The organism is Enterococcus sp. DIV0703 (genome assembly GCF_051711065.1).
In the GTDB taxonomy this organism is placed as follows: domain Bacteria; phylum Bacillota; class Bacilli; order Lactobacillales; family Enterococcaceae; genus Enterococcus_B; species Enterococcus_B hirae.
This window is the reverse complement of record NZ_JBIOLX010000001.1, coordinates 1,603,363-1,623,722: the sequence shown is the minus strand read 5'-3', so window position 1 is coordinate 1,623,722 and position 20,360 is coordinate 1,603,363. Positions and strand designations below refer to the sequence as shown.

The following is a 20,360-nucleotide window of genomic DNA, read 5'->3' as shown; positions in this document are numbered from 1 at the left end:
TCATGAAAAAAGCTCGTGTTATTTATAATCCAACTTCTGGCAAAGAATTGTTGAAAAAAAATCTAGCGGATATCCTCCAAGCTTTGGAGGATTCTGGCTATGAAGCAAGTGCGTATGCGACAACACCAGAAAAAAATTCTGCCAAAAATGAAGCAAGAAGAGCAGCAGAAAATGGATTTGATCTGGTGGTAGCTGCGGGAGGCGATGGGACAATCAATGAGGTTGTTAACGGTATTGCACCGCTTGAGCATCGTCCTAAAATGGCGATTATCCCAGCAGGTACTACTAACGATTACGCACGTGCGTTAAAGATTCCACGGGATGATATCAAAGCCGCAGCTGAAGTTATCAAGAAGAATCAGACGGTTAAGATGGATATCGGTCAAACGGAAGATAGCTACTTTATCAACATCGCTGCGGGTGGTTATTTAACGGAGTTAACTTATGAAGTTCCTTCAGAACTAAAGAGTATTTTCGGCTATTTGGCATATTTAGCTAAAGGTGCAGAGATGCTGCCTCGAGTGAAACCAATCAAAATGCGCTTGAAATATGATGAAGGAGAATACATCGGGAATGCCTCTATGTTCTTTTTAGGACTCACTAATTCAGTCGGCGGGTTCGAAAAGATTGCTCCTGATGCCAAGCTAGACGATGGTAAATTTTCATTAATTATTGTCAAAACAGCGAATATTTTTGAAATTTTGCATATCGCAGCCTTGATGTTGAATGGTGGGCGCCATGTAGATGATTCTCGAGTGATTTATACGAAAACCAGCAGTTTGTATGTCGAAACAGAAGACGATATCAACCGACCGGTCATGATCAACTTAGACGGCGAATATGGTGGAAATGCACCTATGCACTTCCAAAACCTTCATCAACATATTGAATTTTATGCAAACATCGACCAAATTCCAGATGAAGCAATTACTGGTTCCGAAGAGGAGTTAGAAGAGGTCAGCAAAGAATTTGTCAAAGAAGTTGAGCGTTTGACTGATGAAGACATAGACGGTGACGGCAAGATTGCAGATAAAGAAAAATGACGTAAAGGGTGGGACAAATGATCGTTCCACCCTTTCGTATGATAAAAATTAATTCTTATTTATTGAAGATCATTATGTAACAGTATGTTATTTTTCTTTGTTGAGTCTAAAGCAGGCGAACGAAAGATTGACAATTGGATCGTAAATGAAGTGAAGGCTTCAAGTGAATAAATGGACTTGCCAAAAAAAGGCTCTATGTGCCTAAAAAAAATGTCCTGAAGCAACCCGGTACCAAGTCCCTATCCAATAAAACACAAATGATCGTTTTTTGGATATGACCGTAGTACTAAAAGCAAAACTGCTTCAGTTACAAACCTAAATGAGGAGTTATTATGAAAGAGAAACTATCAGTTAAAAAAAATGAACGTTACACATTAGATATTATCGATTTAAGTTATGAAGGTATGGGCGTAGCTAAAATCGATGGCTATCCTTTGTTTATTGAAAATGCATTACCAGGTGAACGAGTGGAAGTGCTAGTAGTAAAAGCTGGGAATAAATTTGGTTATGGAAAAGTAGAAAAATGGCTAACCGAATCACCAGACCGTCAACCATTAAAGGATAATCGCCTTCTACGGACAGGAATTGCTCCTTTAGCACATTTGAACTATGAGCAGCAATTACTTTTTAAACAAAAGCAAGTGGAAAATGTCATGAGCAAGATCGCAAAGATGCCAGAGGTTAACATTTTACCTACCATCCCAATGGAGAATCCTATTGGCTATCGTAACAAAGCACAGATTCCAGTGAGAAGAATAGATGGTCGTCTAGCAACTGGTTTTTATAAAAAGAATAGCCATGAACTAGTTGAAATCGAGGATTATTATATTCAAGATACAGCAATCGATGAAGCCATCAAACGTGTGAGAGATATTTTGCAACGTTTCCAAGTACGTGGTTATAACGAGGCGAAAAATGAAGGACAAATCCGTCATATTATCATCAGAAGAGGTCATTACTCACATGAAATGATGGTCGTTTTAGTTACACGAAAAGAAAAATTCTTTAAAGGCAAGGAAATTGCTTCTATTATTCATGAAGAATTGCCAGAAGTCGTTTCAGTCGTTCAAAATATCAACGAAGAGAAAACAAACGTGATATTAGGCGATAAAGAGAAGGTTCTTTATGGTAGAAGTTATATTGAGGATCAACTATTGGGCAAAACTTACCGTATTTCCTCAAAATCATTCTATCAAGTGAATACTGAACAAACGGAAAAATTGTATCAAACAGCCATTGAATTTGCAGCGTTACAAAAAGAAGATACCGTCATTGATGCTTACTCTGGTATTGGAACGATCGGTTTATCTCTAGCTGATAAAGTTAAAGAGGTCTATGGCATGGAACTTGTTCCGGAAGCGATTGAAGATGCACAATTCAATGCATTAACAAACAAAATTGAAAATGCTCATTACGAAGTGGGTAAGGCAGAAACAGTCATGAAGAAATGGCAAGACAAAGGGATCAAACCATCTGTGATCGTTGTCGACCCGCCAAGAAAAGGATTAGATGCACGTTTTATTGCGTCAGCCATTGACATGGAACCTGCGAAATTAGTGTATATCTCTTGCAATCCAGCAACTTTTGCCAGAGATGCAAAGTTATTTGCTGAGTCAGGCTACGAAGTGAAAAAAGTACAACCAGTCGATTTATTCCCACAAACACATCATGTGGAATTAGTGGCGCTATTAGCACCTAAGGGATAATTCAAACTTAGTGAATCATGTAAAAGAATCAGAAAACTAGAAAATGATAACGTAGCTGACAATCATGAAGAAAGGGGTATAAGATGGATACAAAGGAAAAAATGCTTGAATTGATCAAAAAGAAACAAGGCGGCGGACGTTCAAAAAAAATGGCTGAGCCTAAAAATGATCGACGGAATATGCGAAAAGGACCAAAAATCTATAATAAATAATTAAAAAGAATCAACACGAAACTAATAATCGTGTTGATTCTTTTTTTCACTTGTTCGGCTAATGATCAATCATTGATTGGATAAGCTAATTTAAAAATGTAGTGTTGTAGATCGAGCCATTCCTTTTTTGTAGGAAAATAAGAAAGTAAGAGTACTGGACAAGGGCAGGTTGTATCTAGAAAATCATAATTGCAAACAACCAATGCAACCTCAGTTTCTAAAACCATCTTATGTGAAATAAATTTATTAGAGACAAAAAGAGGAACCACATTTTGTGGAAGCAATTGGCATACGAATCGAGTCAAATAGTCTTCTAATCCGGGTTCTCCTTGGAATGAAAATAAAATCGTCTGTTTTTTTTGGGTAGAGGAAGAGGTTAAATTGGCATAATGAATAATACTTAACGTTAAGGCGATATCTTGATAGTGGGTAACAGAAAAAGGTAATACATGTGTATACTTTTTTAAATAGTTCTGCCATTCTTTAAAAAGTTTTTTGACTTTCATAGGTACGCTGGTATGAAGTTCTAAAGTGATTCGCTCAAAATGAGAAGAGATTTTTGTCAGCAGACGCAGGTTGCTGAGATATCCTTTTAACTTTAGCAGGTCGACATTTGTGATAGTTGTAGAATTCTGTAATGGTCGTAAAAATGGTTCATACTGTTCTAAGGTTGGAATATCTTCTGGATAGCACAGATTCAAAGTTTTGTTAGCTGGGTAGTAAGAAACACAATGTAAGCGTATGAGGTAAGACCAAACAATTTCCTCCTCGGCTACTTGGGTAATACCAAATCTACTTTTAAAATACTTTTTAAAAACCGATTTAAACTGAATGAAACTTGTTCTTGCCTTAATTTCTTTACATAAGGACGGTTCGAGATGAATCATTTGTTTATTTAATAAGCGCTGTTTTAAAATATTCATCCATAAGTTGATGCGAAAATAATTTGTTGCGATTTGCGTTGTCGCTTCTTGGAGTTCTTCGTATGTATTGTTGATTGTTTGATAAGAATGATTGGTCGTAAATGTTTGTCTAAAACCATGGTAAAACTCAAATAAAAAGTAACGGATATCTGCTTCATTTCCTAATAAATCTAATTGTTTAGTCGATAAAGTAAGGCGATAAAATTTTAATTCTTTGTTAATATGGCGAATGGTCTTTCTCAAAACTGAATGCGAGAGATGAAACTGTTCGGTGGCAGTTTGGAATGAATGAATACGACCTCGGTAGATTTCGTCAATCAATTTATAAACAATTGTATCTTTAGCGATCTCCATGACAATGGAATCAATCGTTTTGAATGTAGACACCATCAATCGGTAACCGATCTTTTTATAATATTTGATGGTCATTCCCTTGGGAAGTAATTGTTGTAAAGAATCAATATCCGCGCGAAGTGTCGGTGCTGTTGTTTCAAGTTCTTTCACTAGTTTTTCAGTTGAAGAAATCGAATCACATTTATGTAAATAGTAAAGAATTCTTATCTGCCGCTGTAATTGCTTGTTATTTAATAATCTGAAAAATAGGTTATTCATTCTTATTCCTTCCCGACTTTAATTAAAAGCCGCGTAATTTATTTAGTGAAATCTTTTTTATTTTAACTTGAATAAACGATGAGCTCAATTTTTTTACTAATATTTTTTTTGAAAGAAAAAAATAGAAAACTTTTCCTTCAAGTAATCGTTGATTATATAAATAGCTTTTATTTTAAAAACATGGTGAATTTAGGGGGAAAATCAATGAACAAGAAAAAGTTAGTCAAATGTTCGTTAGCGATTTGGTTGGCGACACAATCTCTGCTTCATCCGTTTTCTTATTCTTATGCCGAAGAATGGAGTAAACCAGACGAAGAGCAAGTACAAACAGCAACTAGTTTAAACGAACCAGGAGGTAAAAACGATCTGGTCGAAAATCCATTAGAAACAATGATCCAGGAACCTGATGAAAATCAGCCAGAGTTAGAAGAGTCAATGACAGAAGTTCCGCAAGAAGAACTGGTAGAGGAATCAGAGAGCCTTGATCAACCAACTGAAAGTCAATCAGCTGTTGACTTAGATCAGGATCAATTGACGGAAAACACAGAACAAGAGGAGACGCTTCTCAACACTGCCACACCTACAGAAGAATCCACCGATATTGCCAGTGGTGTTTTCGGAACTTGTTCTTGGCGAATCGATGCAGAAGGTACATTATATATTGGAGGAGGCACATTGGGAGAAACACCGGTTACGTTTTTTCCTCCTTGGTTCAACAGCTATCGATTTAAAATAAAAAAAATGGTATTCACTGGACCAACGATTGCTCCTAAAGAAACTCATCGCTTATTTTATGGATATACTAATCTTTTGTCCATTGAGAATTTAGCTTATTTAGACGTAAGTCAAGTAACGGATATGACTTCCTTTTTTTCTGACTGTCGTGTACTAAATGGCGTTGATTTGTCAGGATGGGATACGTCAAATGTCACGAATATGTCTAATATGTTTTTTGAAGCATTTGACCAAACAGAGAATCTCATTCATCTTGATCTTTCAAGTTTCGATACAAGTAATGTAGTTGATATGAGTGGCATGTTCAGTCGATGTACCAAAGTACAATCAATCGATCTTTCTAGTTTTGATACGAGTAATGTTGTCAACATGAACAGAATGTTTTTTGCTTGTAATGAATTAATTACCTTAGATATCGCTCACTTTGATACATCAAATGTGGTTTATATGTCACGTTTATTCGCTGAATGTAAGAAGTTGCGCTATGTGGATGTCTCAAATTTCGATACATCAAGTGCGATTGATCTTTCAGTGATGTTTCGTTTGAATTATGAATTAGAGAGTGTGGACGTTTCTAATTTTGATACATCAAAGGTTGTTCATTTGCATTACATGTTTGATCAATGTCGCAAATTGAAAACGATCGCAGTGGAAGGTTTTGATACAAGTCAAGTAACATCCATGAATTATATGTTCAATGGCTGTAATAGTTTAACCTCTTTGGACGTTTCTAATTTTGACACCAGTCTAGTCCAAGCAATGAGATACATGTTTGCTAATTGTGAGTTACTAGAGACGATCGATGTGTCTAATTTCAATACAGAGTCTGTGAATTATCTGACATATATGTTCTTAAATTGTTCGAAAGTAAAAAAATTAGATCTTTCTTATTTTCAGTTTGAGGATCCCGTAGAAATGGCAGAAATGCTGGCTGGAACAACGAGCCTCAATGAATTGACTCTTGGTAAAGGCTATCGTTTTGTAGATTCAGCCAATCTTCCTGCTATTCCAGTAGAAGATGGAAACACTGGTTATTGGCAAAACGTTGGTTCTGGAACGGTTACGAACCCTGCAGGGGAATACGTGCTAACTTCAGAAGAATTGATGACGAACTATACAGGAGCGATGGCAGATACGTATGTTTGGCAGAAAGAGCCAAACTATGAATCAATTTTAGCCAAAGATTCGACGCTTTACCTTGGTGAAACCTGGGATCCACAGGATAATTTTATTTCAGCAACAGATAAGGAAGGAAATCCCCTTCCATTTGATATGAGTATGGTCAGTGGAACAGTGGATACCTCAGTAGTAGGAGTGACACCGATTACTTATACTAATGGTAGCGCTGCTCAAGTCATTCATGTAACAGTAAAAGAAAACCAGGAGAGCATTCAGGCCAAAGACTCAGTTATTTATGTGGGTGATCAATGGGATCCACAAGCTAATTTTGTTTCAGCTACTGATGAAGATGGGATGCCTCTACCGTTCACTCCAAAAATGGTAGAAGGTTCGGTGGATAGCCAAAAAACGGGCGATTATTTTGTGACGTATACCAACGGAATAGCAAGTAAGACGATCAAAGTAACGGTCAAAGAGAACAAAGAAACACTCGTAGTTAAAGGTTCCACACTCTATGTAGGAGACAATTGGAATCCACAAGACAATTTTATTTCAGCCAATGATAAAGAAGGAAATCCCCTAACATTTGACCAGAAAATGGTTTCTGGTAAGGTGGATACGACAAAAGTTGGCGTTTATCCAGTGACCTATCAAAACGGTCATCAAAAGAAAACTGTTGAAATCCATGTGCTAGCTGAACCAACTAAAGAAAAACCAGATGCGGATACGAACCAATCGGGGGATAAAAAGCCAGTACCAGCAACGCCAAATGAGACAACGAATAACAACGATCAGAGAGATAAAAAAGACGAAAAAAATGAAAAAAATGAAAAAAATAAAAAAGATGAAAAAGACGAACAAGAAGAACAAGAAGACAAAAAACTACCTACTACAGGTTATCAAAAATCAAGTCTTTCTATGATTGGCATGGCTTGCTTCTTACTTGGATTATACTTTGTTTACAAAAAAAAGATAAACGTTAAATAAAGCGTAAATCAACTAGTCAATCTCCTCGTTTTACGTCATAATGTAAAAAAAGGAGATTGGCAAGATGGATAAAGAATTATTGATTATTGAATTGATGTCAGCAAAAGCAAAGATGTTGTCTATCATCAATCAACGAACGAAAAAAATGACATGGAAAATTGGGATGTATTTTATCGCTAACTTGTTGTTCTTGGTCGGATGGGGAAACATCTACCATCATTTAAAGCAGAATCATCCACATTCATTTAAAATGGAGCGAATCACTAGTTTGTACCATTTTTCAAGTTATGTTGACTTTGCGATAGGACTATTCTTGTTTTTACTCGTTGCTGTGCTATGGTTCAAAAAGAGGAACATCTCTCGGCATTATGATCAATGGCTGGAAAAACAAGTGGCGAATATGTTACATATTTCAGTTGGCTCTCAGGACGAAAATTATCTCTACTTGAGTGATCATAACAAAAAGGAGTTTACACTTGCGAAAAAGAGGCGTTATTTTCTGCAGCAAACGATGGAGGGTGTCTCACTTTTTCTAGGAGAACAACTTACTTGGTATGGTAGTAATCGATACTATGTTTTTATGCAAGTAAATGAACCGATAGACCGAAAAAACAAAAAAAGAATTGAGCCTTTTTACTCTCATTTAGCAATTGGAGTTGGAACACTCTTGTTGATTGGCGGGGGTGTTTATCAATTCATTAATGCAGGACCAGTAGCAACGAATGTACACTCTATGATGCAAAGCGAAGAAAAAGTAAGAAAAATTCCAACTTCGACTAATCAGGACGGATTATTGAAACCTGTTCAAACATCCGTCAATTTGACCACTGAGCAAACGAATGACGTAAAAATAGACCCAGAAACACAAGCCTTGTATTTGACGACGAATCAAGGAAAAGACTGGCATTTCGTTCCAATTGCTGTGGACTGGTTGCGTTTTGGTGACTATACTTTGACTTCGGGTACTGTTGCAAAAGGGGAATGGATGGACAAAACATTTGATGTTTCTCCTACTTTTTCTTGGTTTATCTATTCACCTGATCAAAAAAACGTTTACCTATTATCATCAGCTGATAATGGGAAGACGTGGCAAAAAAGTCAGATTACAGATCAAGGCGGACAGGTTCGTTACCGTAAAGCAAACTTTTTCACAAACGATCAAGGCGTCATGGTATTTTCATCCTCTACAGGAATGTCTGCGGAAAGTCTAAAAATTTATACGACCAACGATAAAGGGCAAAGCTGGCAAAAAAGCGGCAGTACCATCGTAAATCAACCGATTCAAAATGTTAGTTTTGTGACGAAGACATTGGGTTTCCTTTCTACAAGAGAAAACATCTATTATACGAATGATGGGGGACTAACATTCAAAGAATCCTTGGTAGCTATCCCGGGTGAGTATCAATTGGGAGGGATCGATTTGTTCTAGTCACCAAATGAAGTGGTACAAGTAAGTGCCAATAAATTGGAAACCAAGTTTTACATCCTAAAAAATGGATCGATCGATACAGGGAAAATGTTTGCTTGTCTTTTTTATTCGACTGATGGTGGAGAAACATGGCAATTCGAACAACAATTATCGCAAGTAGAGAATCGCTAAAAAAGTTTAGATGAATTTCAACACCAAAAAGGAAACGGCGTAAGGAGAGACAATGACAATTTATGTAAGTGAAAGTTCTCTATGTAACGATTGAATTTGTGAATAAGAGAGATTGAAAGAATAGACCCTTAAAAAAGAGCCTGGACTTTTTTCCAAGGCTCTTTTTTATGGGGTTTAAAATAGGTAAAAAGTGTTCAAAATTACTTAGGTCAAGGCGCACTTTTCACAACTTCTTGATATAAACGGCGTTCAAGAAGCAACTCCTCAACAATAAGCGATGATTTTCTAAAATATGAGGAGCTATTTTAAAAAATCCTCTCTTATTCGCTCGGAGCTAAACGCTTCTTTCACAGCCTCTTGCTAAACGGTGTTCAAAGTGCTGACCCTCGGTAATAAGTCTAAAAATCTCAAAACATGAGGAGCTGTTTCGAGATTTTCTTCCTTATTACTCGGGTCAAGACGCACTTTTCACAACCTCTTTTATGTGATTTGAAATTGGCTATTATATAAACTAGCATAAAGTGTTGGTTTGCTTAATAGTGACTGATGAGTTCCTTGTTCAATAATATTTCCATTTTCCATCACTAAAATCAAGTCGGCATTTTCAATCGTAGATAACCGATGGGCGATAATAAAGCTGGTTCGGTTTTCTGTGACAGCATTCATTGCTTTTTGGATCATTGCTTCGGTGCGGGTATCCACGCTGGAGGTTGCTTCATCTAAAATAACTACGGAAGGATTCGCCAGCAATACCCGAGCAATGGTCAATAGCTGTTGTTGTCCTTGTGACAACGAACCATTTTCACTTGAAATAATCGTATCATATCCTTCAGGTAACGTACGGATGAAATGATCACATTGGGCAATTTTGGCAGCCGCAATGATTTCGTCTCTGGAAGCTTGCTGTTTCCCATAAGCAATATTATCTGCCACTGTGCCTTCAAAGAGCCACGTATTTTGCAAAACCATCCCAAAGTGTTTACGTAACTCACTACGAGAGAATTTCGTGATATCGATTCCGTCGAATTCGATTCTTCCATGGTTTAGCTCGTAAAATCGCATGAGTAAATTGACTAATGTCGTTTTTCCTGCCCCAGTTGGTCCCACGATTGCAATTGTTTGTTTTGGTTTAGCCGAAAAGTTGACATTTTCCATCAAGATCTTATCTGGACTATAACCAAATCGAACATCTTTGAACCTGATTGAACCAGCAGGCTGGTCAAGTGATGCTGTATTTTCGTGATCAGAACGCTCATTTGGTTCATCCATAATCTCAAAGATACGATCAATCGCCGCCATAGCAGATTGTAACGAATTGATGACATAAGAAGCGGTCGAGATCGGTTCAGAGATTTGATTGATGTACTGCAGATAAGCTTGTAACAATCCTAGTGTGAGTCCGCCAGATATTACTAAGATCCCACCTAAGACAGCACTTAAAATGAACGCTGATTGATTGATCAAGCGAATCGCTGGATAGATGGCAAAGTTCATGAATTGCGCTTTTTTAAATGCTTGGTACTGTGAATGATTTACTTGACGGATCGACTCGATCGCTTGATCTTGTTGATTGAATGTTTTGATGACCAAGTTACCTGCAAGATATTCTTCCACTTTATTATTTAATGAACCTAGTTCTGTTTGATTGTCATCAGAAATCTTTTTGTTTTTATTCGCAAAGAGTTGAGTGACCCATGAACTACCAACGATCAATAAAAGAATCAGTAACGTCAATTTGCTGTCAATATAAAACAGCATCAAAATGGAAAATAAAATCGTTACAATGGAAGTGAAAAATTGATTGATCCCTGTTAGCAAGACTTGTGCTAGTTGATTCAAACCAGTCGTTGTTCGGCTGATGATATCTCCTACCTGATGCTGATCAAAGAAGGCCATTGGTAATGTTTTGAATTTCTTGGTCATTTCTTTTCTAACATTAAGTGTGATTTTTTCACTCAATGAAGCCATTGCGTATTCTTGAATGAAAGAAGTAATACTACTTAAAAAAGAAAAAACGAGTAATAAAACAACAGGGAACAAAAGGGCATCCTTGACATCATGAAATGTCATTTCAGCAATCCCGATCGTGCGGATTCGACTTAAAAGCTGATCGATACCAACGCCCATGATCATCGGCATTGCAACGACCATCAGGTTACCGATTAAACTACATAATAGTAAGCCATAAAATGTTTTGTGATCAGATTGGATCATTTTCCAAAAGCGGATCAAACTATGTTTATTCATTTTTACATCAGTTGTTTTCATATATTCCCTTCTTTCAAAATCCCTTGTGATTTAGCAAATTCCTGATAAGAAAGACAAGTAGCAAGGAGTGTTTCGTGAGTTCCTTGTCCCACGACTCGGCCATTGTCTAAAACGATGATGTGATCAGCGTTCATGATTGTACTCAATCTTTGAGCCACAATGATCAATGTCTTATCAGCCATTTCTTCATGGAGGGCTGTTCTTAGTTTTGCATCCGTCTTGTAGTCCAAAGCAGAAAAGCTATCGTCGAAAACATAGATATCTGCTGGTTTGATGAGCGCTCGTGCAATACACATCCGTTGTTTTTGTCCGCCAGAATAATTATCTCCGCCTTGTGCAACAAAACTAGCTAATTTTTTGGGCAATTTATCCAAAACTTCCTCTAATTGTGAAATACGTATAGCTGAGGTCAATTCTTCTTCTGTTGCATGCTCATTGCCCATTTGCAGGTTTGATAAAATTGTTCCACTAAACAGAAACGCTTTTTGCGGAACATAGCTGATTTTTGAGCGAATCATTTCTTGTGTTAATTGTTGAAGTGGTTGCCCCCCTAATGTAATCTGTCCACTGGTCACATCATTCAAACGAAGGAGCAATTTGGCTATTGTACTTTTACCAGAACCAGTTCCGCCAACGATGGCAGTTGTTTTGCCTTTAGGTACCTTAAAATGGATATCTTCCAATACAGGTTCTGAATCTTTGGTATAACTGAAAGAAACGTGTTCAAAAGATAACACATGCTCATCATCCATATTCAGCGAAGCTGTTGATGGATTTTCCGGATCAATGATCTCAATAGGTTGATTCAACACTTCTTCGATCAGCCGAAGAGAGGACATCGATTTTGGAACGACGACTAACACCATAGCTGCAGTCATTAGATAAGCCAACGTGAGCATCGAATATTCGACGATGGCAGTAACAGTCCCGATCTGTAGTGTACCTTCACTGACCAACGAACCACCAAACCAAAGAATGGCGCTGTATACGATCCCCATTAATAAAAAAGCAATCGGAGTGACCCAAGCAAATACGCGATTGACTCGGATCATCTGTGTGGCATACTTCTCAAATGTTTGATTGGTGCGCTTCTCCTCATAGTCTTGATTGTTAAAGGCTCGAATCATATTCACACCTGTAAAAAATTCCCTTAAAGTCACTGTGATACGATCCATTTTTGGTTGGATACTGAGAGATAGAGGGGTTCCTTTTTTCATTAAGATGTAAATAACGACAGCATAAATAAACACAGAAATCAATGTAATCAATGTCAATGTCATGGAATATTGAAGCATCATGACAATTGTAAACACCGCAATGATTGGTGCAGGTAAGATCATTTGACAAAAGAGTACAATCATTTGTTGGATATTATCTACATCATTAGTCATTCGAGTCAGGAGTGAGGCACTTCCAAATTCATCTGCATCTTTCATCGATAATTGTTGGAACTTATCAAAATAGGTTTCCCTTGTTTGGTAGCCAAATTTTGCAGACACTAGTGCAGAAAAATAGCTAGAAGCAATCGCTGAAAAAGTACCTAGTAAGGCTACGAATACCATTTGTAGACCAATGGTATAAATTTTACTGTTTTGACCAGTAACTATCCCTTCATCAATTAATGTTGCCACTAATTTAGGCACACCAAGTGTACCAATGATTTGTAAACAGACGAATAAAAAAGTCATGCCTACGATTTTTTTATTCTTCCATAGGAATTGTTTAAGTAATGTCATTTTGTTTCCTCCTTTTACTAGACAATAATGAATTTTACACCTTAAAGTTACTTGAAGGTCAATAGAAGAAGCGGTAAAATTAACAAGAGGTGAGCGGAAATGCCAAAACTTTACACGATCGGAGAAGTCTCGGAACTACTAAATGTACCAAAGTCAACGATTCGTTTTTGGGATGAGCAAGGGTTAATCCATTCTCTACGCCATGAAGAAAACGGGTATCGGATGTTTAATATTGATGATATTTTTCAGATCTATGACATCAATTTCTATCGAAAATTAGATGTTCCAATCAAACAGATGAAAAATTTATATGGAAAAACGATCGAAGAACATTATGCAACGATTGCAGAAACAGAGCAGCGGATTAAGCAAGAAAAAATAAGTCTGCAAAAAAAACATGAAGAAATCTTGGCTCGAAAAGAACAATTAAAACTTATGATTGACAATCGAGGCATTACCAAAGAAACAATTCCTTTTGCGGCAATCGTCATAGTGGATTCCGACGACATTTTAGATTCGAAAGCCTATCTTGAAAACTATGCCAGCTTCGGTGGGTATTTTGATTTTTCGCTGAGCGATGAAATGATTTATGGCTTCTGTACAGACCAAACATCAGCCACAATTCCACTGTCTAAAATTGTTTGGTACAATCAGCCTGGTAAAACTTATCATCGATTTTTATTACAAGTGGAAGTCAATCATACCGAAAAGAACAATATCGAAGAAGTAAGATTAACATTAGCTCAACGAGGGTATCAAACAGGAAATGTGATTGGACAGTATCTGCTAACGAAGCAAACGGAAGAAGGAGTCTATCATGAATATTATTTAGGATGGATCGAAAGCCAAAAAGTAGAAGCTGATTTAACAAATGAGGATAAGCAAAAGTAGACGAAGAAGGAGCGGGAAAGGATAGTTATCTCGCTCTTCTTCGTCTATTTGGTTAGGATTTATCAGGGTTAAAACTTTCTCTAATGATTAGTCGTGTAGGATAAGTGACAATGATCGGTTCCTCTCTCAAACCATCGATTCGCTCCACCGCTAATCGAACAGCAGACTGACCAATGGCTTTTGCATTGATCGCTACACTTGTTAAACTAGGAGATAAATCAGCAATCGCCTCGATGTTATCGAAGCTAACTAGAACGATCTCTTCTCCAATTTTTCGATTGTCTTTTTGTAATGCTCGATAAACACCTAATGCTAAAGGATCGCTGCCGATCAAAATGGCCGTCGGTAAATCATGTTTTTGTTTTTCGAGAAGTTTGGTCGCTAACTGCTCTCCGGATTCCTCTGTCCATTCTCCTAAATAATAATTGATCTGTTTGGTCAAATGATGGTCTTGCATGAAATGGCGGTAGGCTCTGAGCCTTTTTTCATTCTCAGTTGTTGATTTCCGACCAGCTTCGTTAATATCGATTTGATAACCACCAATATAAGCGATGTTGGTGTGCCCATTGTCTAAAAAAAGTTCTAAAACAGATTTAGTCATTCGTTCGAGATCCCCATAGACCATATCCACTTCTTGTTGGATATCTGGATTATCTACTACAACTAATTGTCGGTTCTGTTTCAATAAATCGGCGATTGCACCTTTATCGATCGTACCGACTACGATTATAGCACCTAATTGATCCAAATCTTTCCACTCGGTCGGGTTATCCGACATATTATAAATTCGATTCATGCCGATATGGAGTCGGCTGGCTTCTTCTTCTAGACCTGCTCGTAATTCTCGATAATAAATATCTTTTTCTTCGCTGGCTTTACTGATTGCTGAAATGACACCGATGGAAGGACGGCGTTTTTTAATATATTTTCGCTTGTTGATATCATAATTTAATGTGGCAGCTGCAGTAAAAATCCGTTGACGAGTAGCAGCAGAGACACTGATCGTTTTGTCTTCATTCAAAACTCTTGAGACCGTAGCAGGTGAAACATTGGCTTTTCTTGCGACATCTCTAATTCCAACCATAAAATGGCACCCCTTACAAAAAAAATAAAAATTTTTATTGACATATTTGTTTAGTAAACAGTATACAGGAAATGTAACAAAAGTAAACGGTTACTATTTATTTGAGAGGTGAAACAATGGAACAAGTGATGAAGAATCAAAGAGCAGCTTTAATCACATTTGACGAACAGGAAAAAGTATTTCATCTATCCAATTCAGAAATTTCCTATATTCTTCAAATTGAAGAAAGTGAAGTTCTGGCTCATGTTTATTTTGGTAAAAGAACGACCCATTATCATAATCATAAAAAATATCCTCGCAGAGATCGCGGCTTTTCTGGGAACGTCCCCTTAAATGAAGATCGAACGTATTCAAAAGATACATTACCACAAGAGTATTCAGGGCACGGAGGGATGGATTATCGATTACCTGCCTTGATGATTCGTCGAGAAAATGGATCAAATCTGCTTGATCTACGTTATGAAAGTTTTCAGATCCAAGAAGGAAAGCCAAATTTATCTGGATTACCGCAAGCGTATATCAAGAATGATACAGAGGCAGAAACGTTGATCGTGACGTTGAAAGATCGTGAAGAAAAGATTTACGTGGATCTTTCCTATACGATTTATCGAGAAAGAGCAGTGATTACACGTTCGCTGAAGGTAAGAAATGAAACCAATGATCCAGTGATGATTGAAAAAGCAGCCTCTTTTCAACTTGATTTTACGAATTCAGGCCGGTTTGATGAAGTGATTGCCTTACCAGGAGCGCATGTCAAAGAACGGCAGATGTCTAGACAAAGCATAACAGATGGCATCAAATCATTTGAAAGCCGTCGTGGTTCAAGCAGTCATCAGATGAATTCATTCATTGCCTTGACAAATCATGCAACAACTGAATTTACAGGGGAAGCAGTTGGGATCCATCTTGTTTATTCGGGAAATCATTCCTTTGAGATTGAAAAAGATGCCATTCAACAATTTAGAGTGATCGGTGGGATCAATCCCTATAATTTTTCTTGGGAGTTACAACCATATGAAAGCTTCCAAACACCGGAAATACTTTTAACTTATTCTGATCAAGGGTTGAATGGGATGAGTCAAGTGACCCATCATTTATTACGGGAACGAGTAGCAAGAGGGCGATTCCAATACCAAGAACGTCCGATCCTAGTCAACAATTGGGAAGCGACTTATTTTGACTTTACGAGCAAAAAGATCGAAGCGATCGTTGATGAAGCAAACGAATTAGCGATAGAGATGTTTGTTTTAGATGACGGCTGGTTTGGGAAAAGAGATTCGGACCAATCTTCTCTAGGAGACTGGTTTGAATATCAAGGGAAATTGAAAAATGGCTTAAAAGGGATTGCTGACTATGTTCACCAAAAAGGACTAAAGTTTGGCTTGTGGGTTGAGCCTGAAATGGTTTCCAGCGACTCTCAATTAAATCGGGATCATCCCGAATTTATGATGAAAGAACCAGGTCGTCAACCATCAGCTTCTAGATCTCAACACGTCCTTGATTTTACCCGAAAAGAAGTCCGGCAGACGATTGAAACACAGTTACGGCATTTGTTAGACAGTGTGGAGATCGACTATATCAAATGGGATATGAATCGATCGCTATCTGATGTCTATTCGGTGTCATTGGGCAAACAAAACCAAGGGGAAGTTTTGCATCGTTATCTATTAGGATTATATGAGATGATGGAAAACTTAACAAACGACTATCCTCATATCCTTTGGGAAGGATGTTCTGGTGGTGGTGGACGGTTCGATGCAGGGCTGCTTTATTATATGCCACAGTCTTGGACTAGTGACAATACAGATGCGGTTGAACGCATCAATATCCAATATGGGACGAGCTTAGCTTATCCTATTTCAGCTATGACTGCCCATGTATCAGCTGTTCCTAATCATCAAACGGGACGAGTCACCAGTTTAAAAACACGTGGAGATGTGGCCATGGGCGGGGTGTTTGGATATGAACTCGATCTAACAAAATTATCTAGTGAGGAAAAGCAGGAAGTAGCCGCACAGGTAGAATTTTATAAAAAAATCAGACAGACAGTCCAATATGGTGATTTCTATCGTTTACAAAATCCCTTTGAGCAAAATATTGCTTCCTGGGAATTTGTTTCAAAAAACCAACAGGAAGTCCTCTTGTTTATAAATCGTCGGTTAGCAAATGCACAGCCCGAATTTCATGAGGTACGCCTTGTTGGACTAAGCGAAGAAAAACTATACCAGAACCAGATAGATGGCAAAGTATATTCAGGATCGGAATTAATGACAATAGGTCTTTATTTCCCGGATTTTTATGGCGATTTTCAAACAGAATTGATTCATTTTATGAGCATAGACGAAGGAGAATAGAAAAATGAACGCATTGATTGAATGGTTAGATGATCCGCAAGTGTATCGAGTAAATCAAAGGAAAGCCCATAGTGATCATGTTATTTATGGTGCTAAAGAAGAAGTGGAAACAGGAAACACCAGAATCCAATCGCTGAATGGGAAGTGGCAATTTTGCTATTCCCGTAATGCTTTAGAACGTCCAGTGAATTTTTTTGAAAAGGAATTTGATAACAGTGGCTTCGATCAGATTGATGTTCCTAGGCATATCGAACTAGCAGGATACGACAAGATCCACTACATCAATACGATGTATCCATGGGAAGGGCATGAGTTTAGACGTCCGGCTTATACAACCGCTGGTAAGGAAGAAGCCGAGGGGATGTTTTCTCAAGCCGAGTATAACCCAGTTGGCTCATATGTGACGAACTTTACTTTAAATGAAGAAATGAAAGAAAAGGCGATCACCATTCGATTTGAAGGTGTCGAACAGGCAATGTATGTCTGGTTAAATGGGCACTTTGTCGGCTATGCAGAAGATTCTTTCACGCCTTCTGAATTTGATTTAACTCCTTATCTGGAAGAAGAGAATCGTTTAGCGGTAGAAGTCCATAAAAGAAGTAGTGCCGCTTTTCTCGAAGACCAAGATTTTTTCCGTTTCTTTGGGATTTTTAGAGATGTTTCATTGATCGCCAGAGGGAAAAATCATATAGAGGATATGTGGATCAAACCTCAAGTTGATCCCTCTTTTCAAAGCGGTTGGGTAGATATCGACTTGACTATTGAAAATCTTACTTCAAACGGAAAGCTACGTGTCCGACTCCTCGATTGCAAAGGAGAAGAGATCCATCAAGAAGAAGTGGGAATCGAAGAACAAATCTCGTTGCATATTCCAGTAGATAAAATTACTTTATGGGATCATTTTCAACCCAATTTATACACCGCCGAATTTGAAACGTTTGATGATACTGGGGTGACGGAGTATAGTTACTATCCATTTGGTTTTAGAAAGATCGAGATCAAAGAGCGGATCATTTATTTGAATGACCGACGTTTGATCATCAACGGTGTCAATCGACATGAATGGCATCCTGAAAAAGGAAGAGCTATCGATTTGATGGATATGAAGAAAGATCTAGAAATCATTAAACATGCGAATATCAATGGGGTTAGAACCTCACATTATCCAAATCAAATCCCTTGGTATTATCTTTGTGATCAGGCGGGGATTAACTTGATGGCAGAGACCAATCTGGAATCTCATGGTTCTTGGCAAAAGATGGGCGCGTTTGAGCCGTCTTACAATGTACCGGGGAACGTTCCTCAATGGCGGGAGATCGTTCTTGACAGAGCACAGACAAATTTTGAGACATTCAAGAACCATACGAGTATTTTATTCTGGTCTTTAGGAAATGAATCTTACGCAGAAGAGAATATTCGTTTGATGAATGATTACTTTAAAGAAAAAGATCCCGATCGCCTTGTTCACTATGAAGGAAATTTCCCTAATCCTGCATTCGAAGATTCGATTTCTGATGTCAAGAGTTGCATGTATGCTACGCCAACAGATATCTGTGATTACCTTGAAAATGATGGGAAAAAGCCTTTCATTTTATGTGAATACATGCATGACATGGGGAATTCGTTGGGAGGATTGAATTCTTACATGGAATTATTAGATCGATACCCAATGTATCAAGGTGGCTATATTTGGGACTTTAAAGATCAAGCGATTCAAGTGATCGATCCATTGACGAAACAAAAAGTAATGAGATACGGTGGGGACTTTGATGATCGTCCAAGTGATTATGAATTTTCAGGTAACGGGATCGTCTTTTCTGATGGTCAAGAAAAACCGGCATTACAGGAGGTAAGGTATTATTATGGAAAATACAGCGATTAAAATGAAGATTATTTATGGAGATTGTACATTTGCTTTAAAAGGTGAAGGATTTCATTATATCTTTTCCTATACAAGAGGTGGGTTGGAATCCTTAAATAAAAATGGGAAAGAATGGTTGTATCGAGAAACGCTGCCGACGTTTTGGCGGGCTTTGACGGATAATGATCGAGGGAATGGGTTTGGCTATCGTTCGTCCATGTGGCTAGGGGCTGGGATGTACCCGAAAGTAAAAAATGTTCAAGTTTCCATTGATCAAAAACCAATCGAACAGCCAATTGCTCCGATCAATAATCGCTATTCCAATCATGAATATGCGCAATCAGCAGCGATCAAATTCACGTTAGAAATCAATACGGTGCCCAAAACAGAAGTCGTAGTCAACTATGAAGTACAATCTGATGGCGAAATGAAAATTTCTGTCTTTTATCATGGACAGCAAGGCCTGCCTGAATTACCTTTATTAGGTTTTCGCTTTATTATGCCAACCAAAGCGAAATATTTTGAATATGAAGGACTATCAGGAGAAACGTATCCAGATCGAATGGCAGGAGGAATCGAGGGTACTTATAAAGTAACTGGTTTACCAGTGACTCCCTATCTCGTGCCACAAGATTGTGGTGTCCATATGAAGACGAAATGGCTAGAAATCACTAGAGATTCTACGATGAATAATGCGGATCAAGGAAAGGAGGAATTTTCATTACGCTTTGAACAAGTGAACGGCGATTTTGCATTTTCAGCTCTCCCCTATAAAGCCGAAGAATTAGAAAATGCCACACATCTTGAAGAGTTACCACCAGCTAGAAGAACCGTCTTAGTGATTCAAGGGAAGGTACGTGGTGTAGGAGGAATCAACAGCTGGGGAGCAGATGTTGAAGAAGCGTATCATATTTCAGCGGAAGAAGACCATGAATTTAGTTTTATCGTGAAGTAAAGTTCGTGAAAGAAGCGGTCAGCTCCCAAGCAAATAAGAGGCAATTTTTTAAAACACCTTTTCATGTTAAAAAAATTTAGGCTTATTTCAAGGAGCTGATGCTTGAATGCTGTCTATCTAGAGAAAGGAAGGATTGATAGCTAAGCATCGGTAAAGAACAATAGCTTTTCATATTATTAGCAGACACAAAAAATATAAAACCATAGACAAATAGACGTTGCATTTCTAGGATCATCTATCTTAGAAGGGCAGCGTCTATTGCTAATAAGTATCA

The 20,360-nt window shown here is 37.8% G+C and carries 12 protein-coding genes and 1 pseudogene; 9 read left to right on the top strand and 4 right to left on the bottom strand.

Going from position 1 to position 20,360, the window contains the following annotated elements; translation table 11 throughout:
• Positions 1–2: 2 nt before the first annotated feature.
• The 3 genes from IGK81_RS07360 to IGK81_RS07350 all read left to right on the top strand — a co-directional run bounded on the left by IGK81_RS07360 (position 3) and on the right by IGK81_RS07350 (position 2,961).
• Positions 3–1,043, top strand: a complete 1,041-nt coding sequence (locus IGK81_RS07360) for a diacylglycerol kinase (RefSeq protein WP_010718986.1) — start codon at positions 3–5, stop codon at positions 1,041–1,043.
• Between the two features lie 332 nt (positions 1,044–1,375).
• Entirely contained in the window at positions 1,376–2,749 is a 1,374-nt protein-coding gene (rlmD, locus tag IGK81_RS07355) for a 23S rRNA (uracil(1939)-C(5))-methyltransferase RlmD (protein WP_034698242.1), read from the top strand.
• A gap of 83 nt (positions 2,750–2,832) precedes the next feature.
• Entirely contained in the window at positions 2,833–2,961 is a 129-nt protein-coding gene (locus IGK81_RS07350) for a hypothetical protein (RefSeq protein ID WP_010718988.1), read from the top strand.
• A gap of 65 nt (positions 2,962–3,026) precedes the next feature.
• Here the strand turns inward: IGK81_RS07350 and IGK81_RS07345 are convergent, their stop codons facing one another.
• Positions 3,027–4,496, bottom strand: coding sequence for a helix-turn-helix domain-containing protein (locus IGK81_RS07345; RefSeq protein ID WP_034698240.1), 1,470 nt, complete (start codon positions 4,494–4,496; stop codon positions 3,027–3,029).
• A 204-nt stretch (positions 4,497–4,700) separates the two neighbouring features.
• Between IGK81_RS07345 and IGK81_RS07340 the strand changes: the two genes are divergently transcribed.
• Complete coding sequence (locus IGK81_RS07340; RefSeq protein ID WP_412003858.1) at positions 4,701–7,337, top strand: BspA family leucine-rich repeat surface protein; 2,637 nt, start codon at positions 4,701–4,703, stop codon at positions 7,335–7,337.
• Between the two features lie 64 nt (positions 7,338–7,401).
• A pseudogene (locus IGK81_RS07335) lies at positions 7,402–8,937 on the top strand (WD40/YVTN/BNR-like repeat-containing protein).
• A 480-nt stretch (positions 8,938–9,417) separates the two neighbouring features.
• Here the strand turns inward: IGK81_RS07335 and IGK81_RS07330 are convergent.
• Both IGK81_RS07330 and IGK81_RS07325 read right to left on the bottom strand, forming a co-directional pair.
• Positions 9,418–11,205 carry an ABC transporter ATP-binding protein gene (locus IGK81_RS07330; protein WP_034698232.1) on the bottom strand — a complete coding sequence of 596 codons (1,788 nt, stop codon included), beginning with the start codon at positions 11,203–11,205 and terminating at the stop codon, positions 9,418–9,420.
• Positions 11,202–12,941 carry an ABC transporter ATP-binding protein gene (locus IGK81_RS07325; protein WP_438757801.1) on the bottom strand — a complete coding sequence of 580 codons (1,740 nt, stop codon included), beginning with the start codon at positions 12,939–12,941 and terminating at the stop codon, positions 11,202–11,204. The genes IGK81_RS07330 and IGK81_RS07325 overlap by 4 nt, the downstream gene beginning before the upstream one ends.
• A gap of 99 nt (positions 12,942–13,040) precedes the next feature.
• Here IGK81_RS07325 and IGK81_RS07320 point away from each other — a divergent pair, with 99 nt between their 5' ends.
• Entirely contained in the window at positions 13,041–13,832 is a 792-nt protein-coding gene (locus IGK81_RS07320) for a MerR family transcriptional regulator (RefSeq protein WP_010718996.1), read from the top strand.
• Between the two features lie 52 nt (positions 13,833–13,884).
• Here the strand turns inward: IGK81_RS07320 and IGK81_RS07315 are convergent, their stop codons facing one another.
• Positions 13,885–14,916, bottom strand: coding sequence for a LacI family DNA-binding transcriptional regulator (locus tag IGK81_RS07315; RefSeq protein ID WP_010718997.1), 1,032 nt, complete (start codon positions 14,914–14,916; stop codon positions 13,885–13,887).
• A 116-nt stretch (positions 14,917–15,032) separates the two neighbouring features.
• Here IGK81_RS07315 and IGK81_RS07310 point away from each other — a divergent pair, with 116 nt between their 5' ends.
• The 3 genes from IGK81_RS07310 to IGK81_RS07300 are packed head-to-tail and all read left to right on the top strand — an operon-like array spanning position 15,033 to position 20,086.
• Positions 15,033–17,270 carry an alpha-galactosidase gene (locus IGK81_RS07310; protein ID WP_034698226.1) on the top strand — a complete coding sequence of 746 codons (2,238 nt, stop codon included), beginning with the start codon at positions 15,033–15,035 and terminating at the stop codon, positions 17,268–17,270.
• Between the two features lie 4 nt (positions 17,271–17,274).
• A complete protein-coding gene (locus IGK81_RS07305; RefSeq protein ID WP_034698224.1) occupies positions 17,275–19,152 on the top strand; it encodes a glycoside hydrolase family 2 protein in 1,878 nt (625 codons plus the stop codon).
• Complete coding sequence (locus IGK81_RS07300; protein ID WP_034698221.1) at positions 19,133–20,086, top strand: beta-galactosidase small subunit; 954 nt, start codon at positions 19,133–19,135, stop codon at positions 20,084–20,086. The genes IGK81_RS07305 and IGK81_RS07300 overlap by 20 nt, the downstream gene beginning before the upstream one ends.
• The last annotated feature ends 274 nt before the right edge of the window (positions 20,087–20,360 follow it).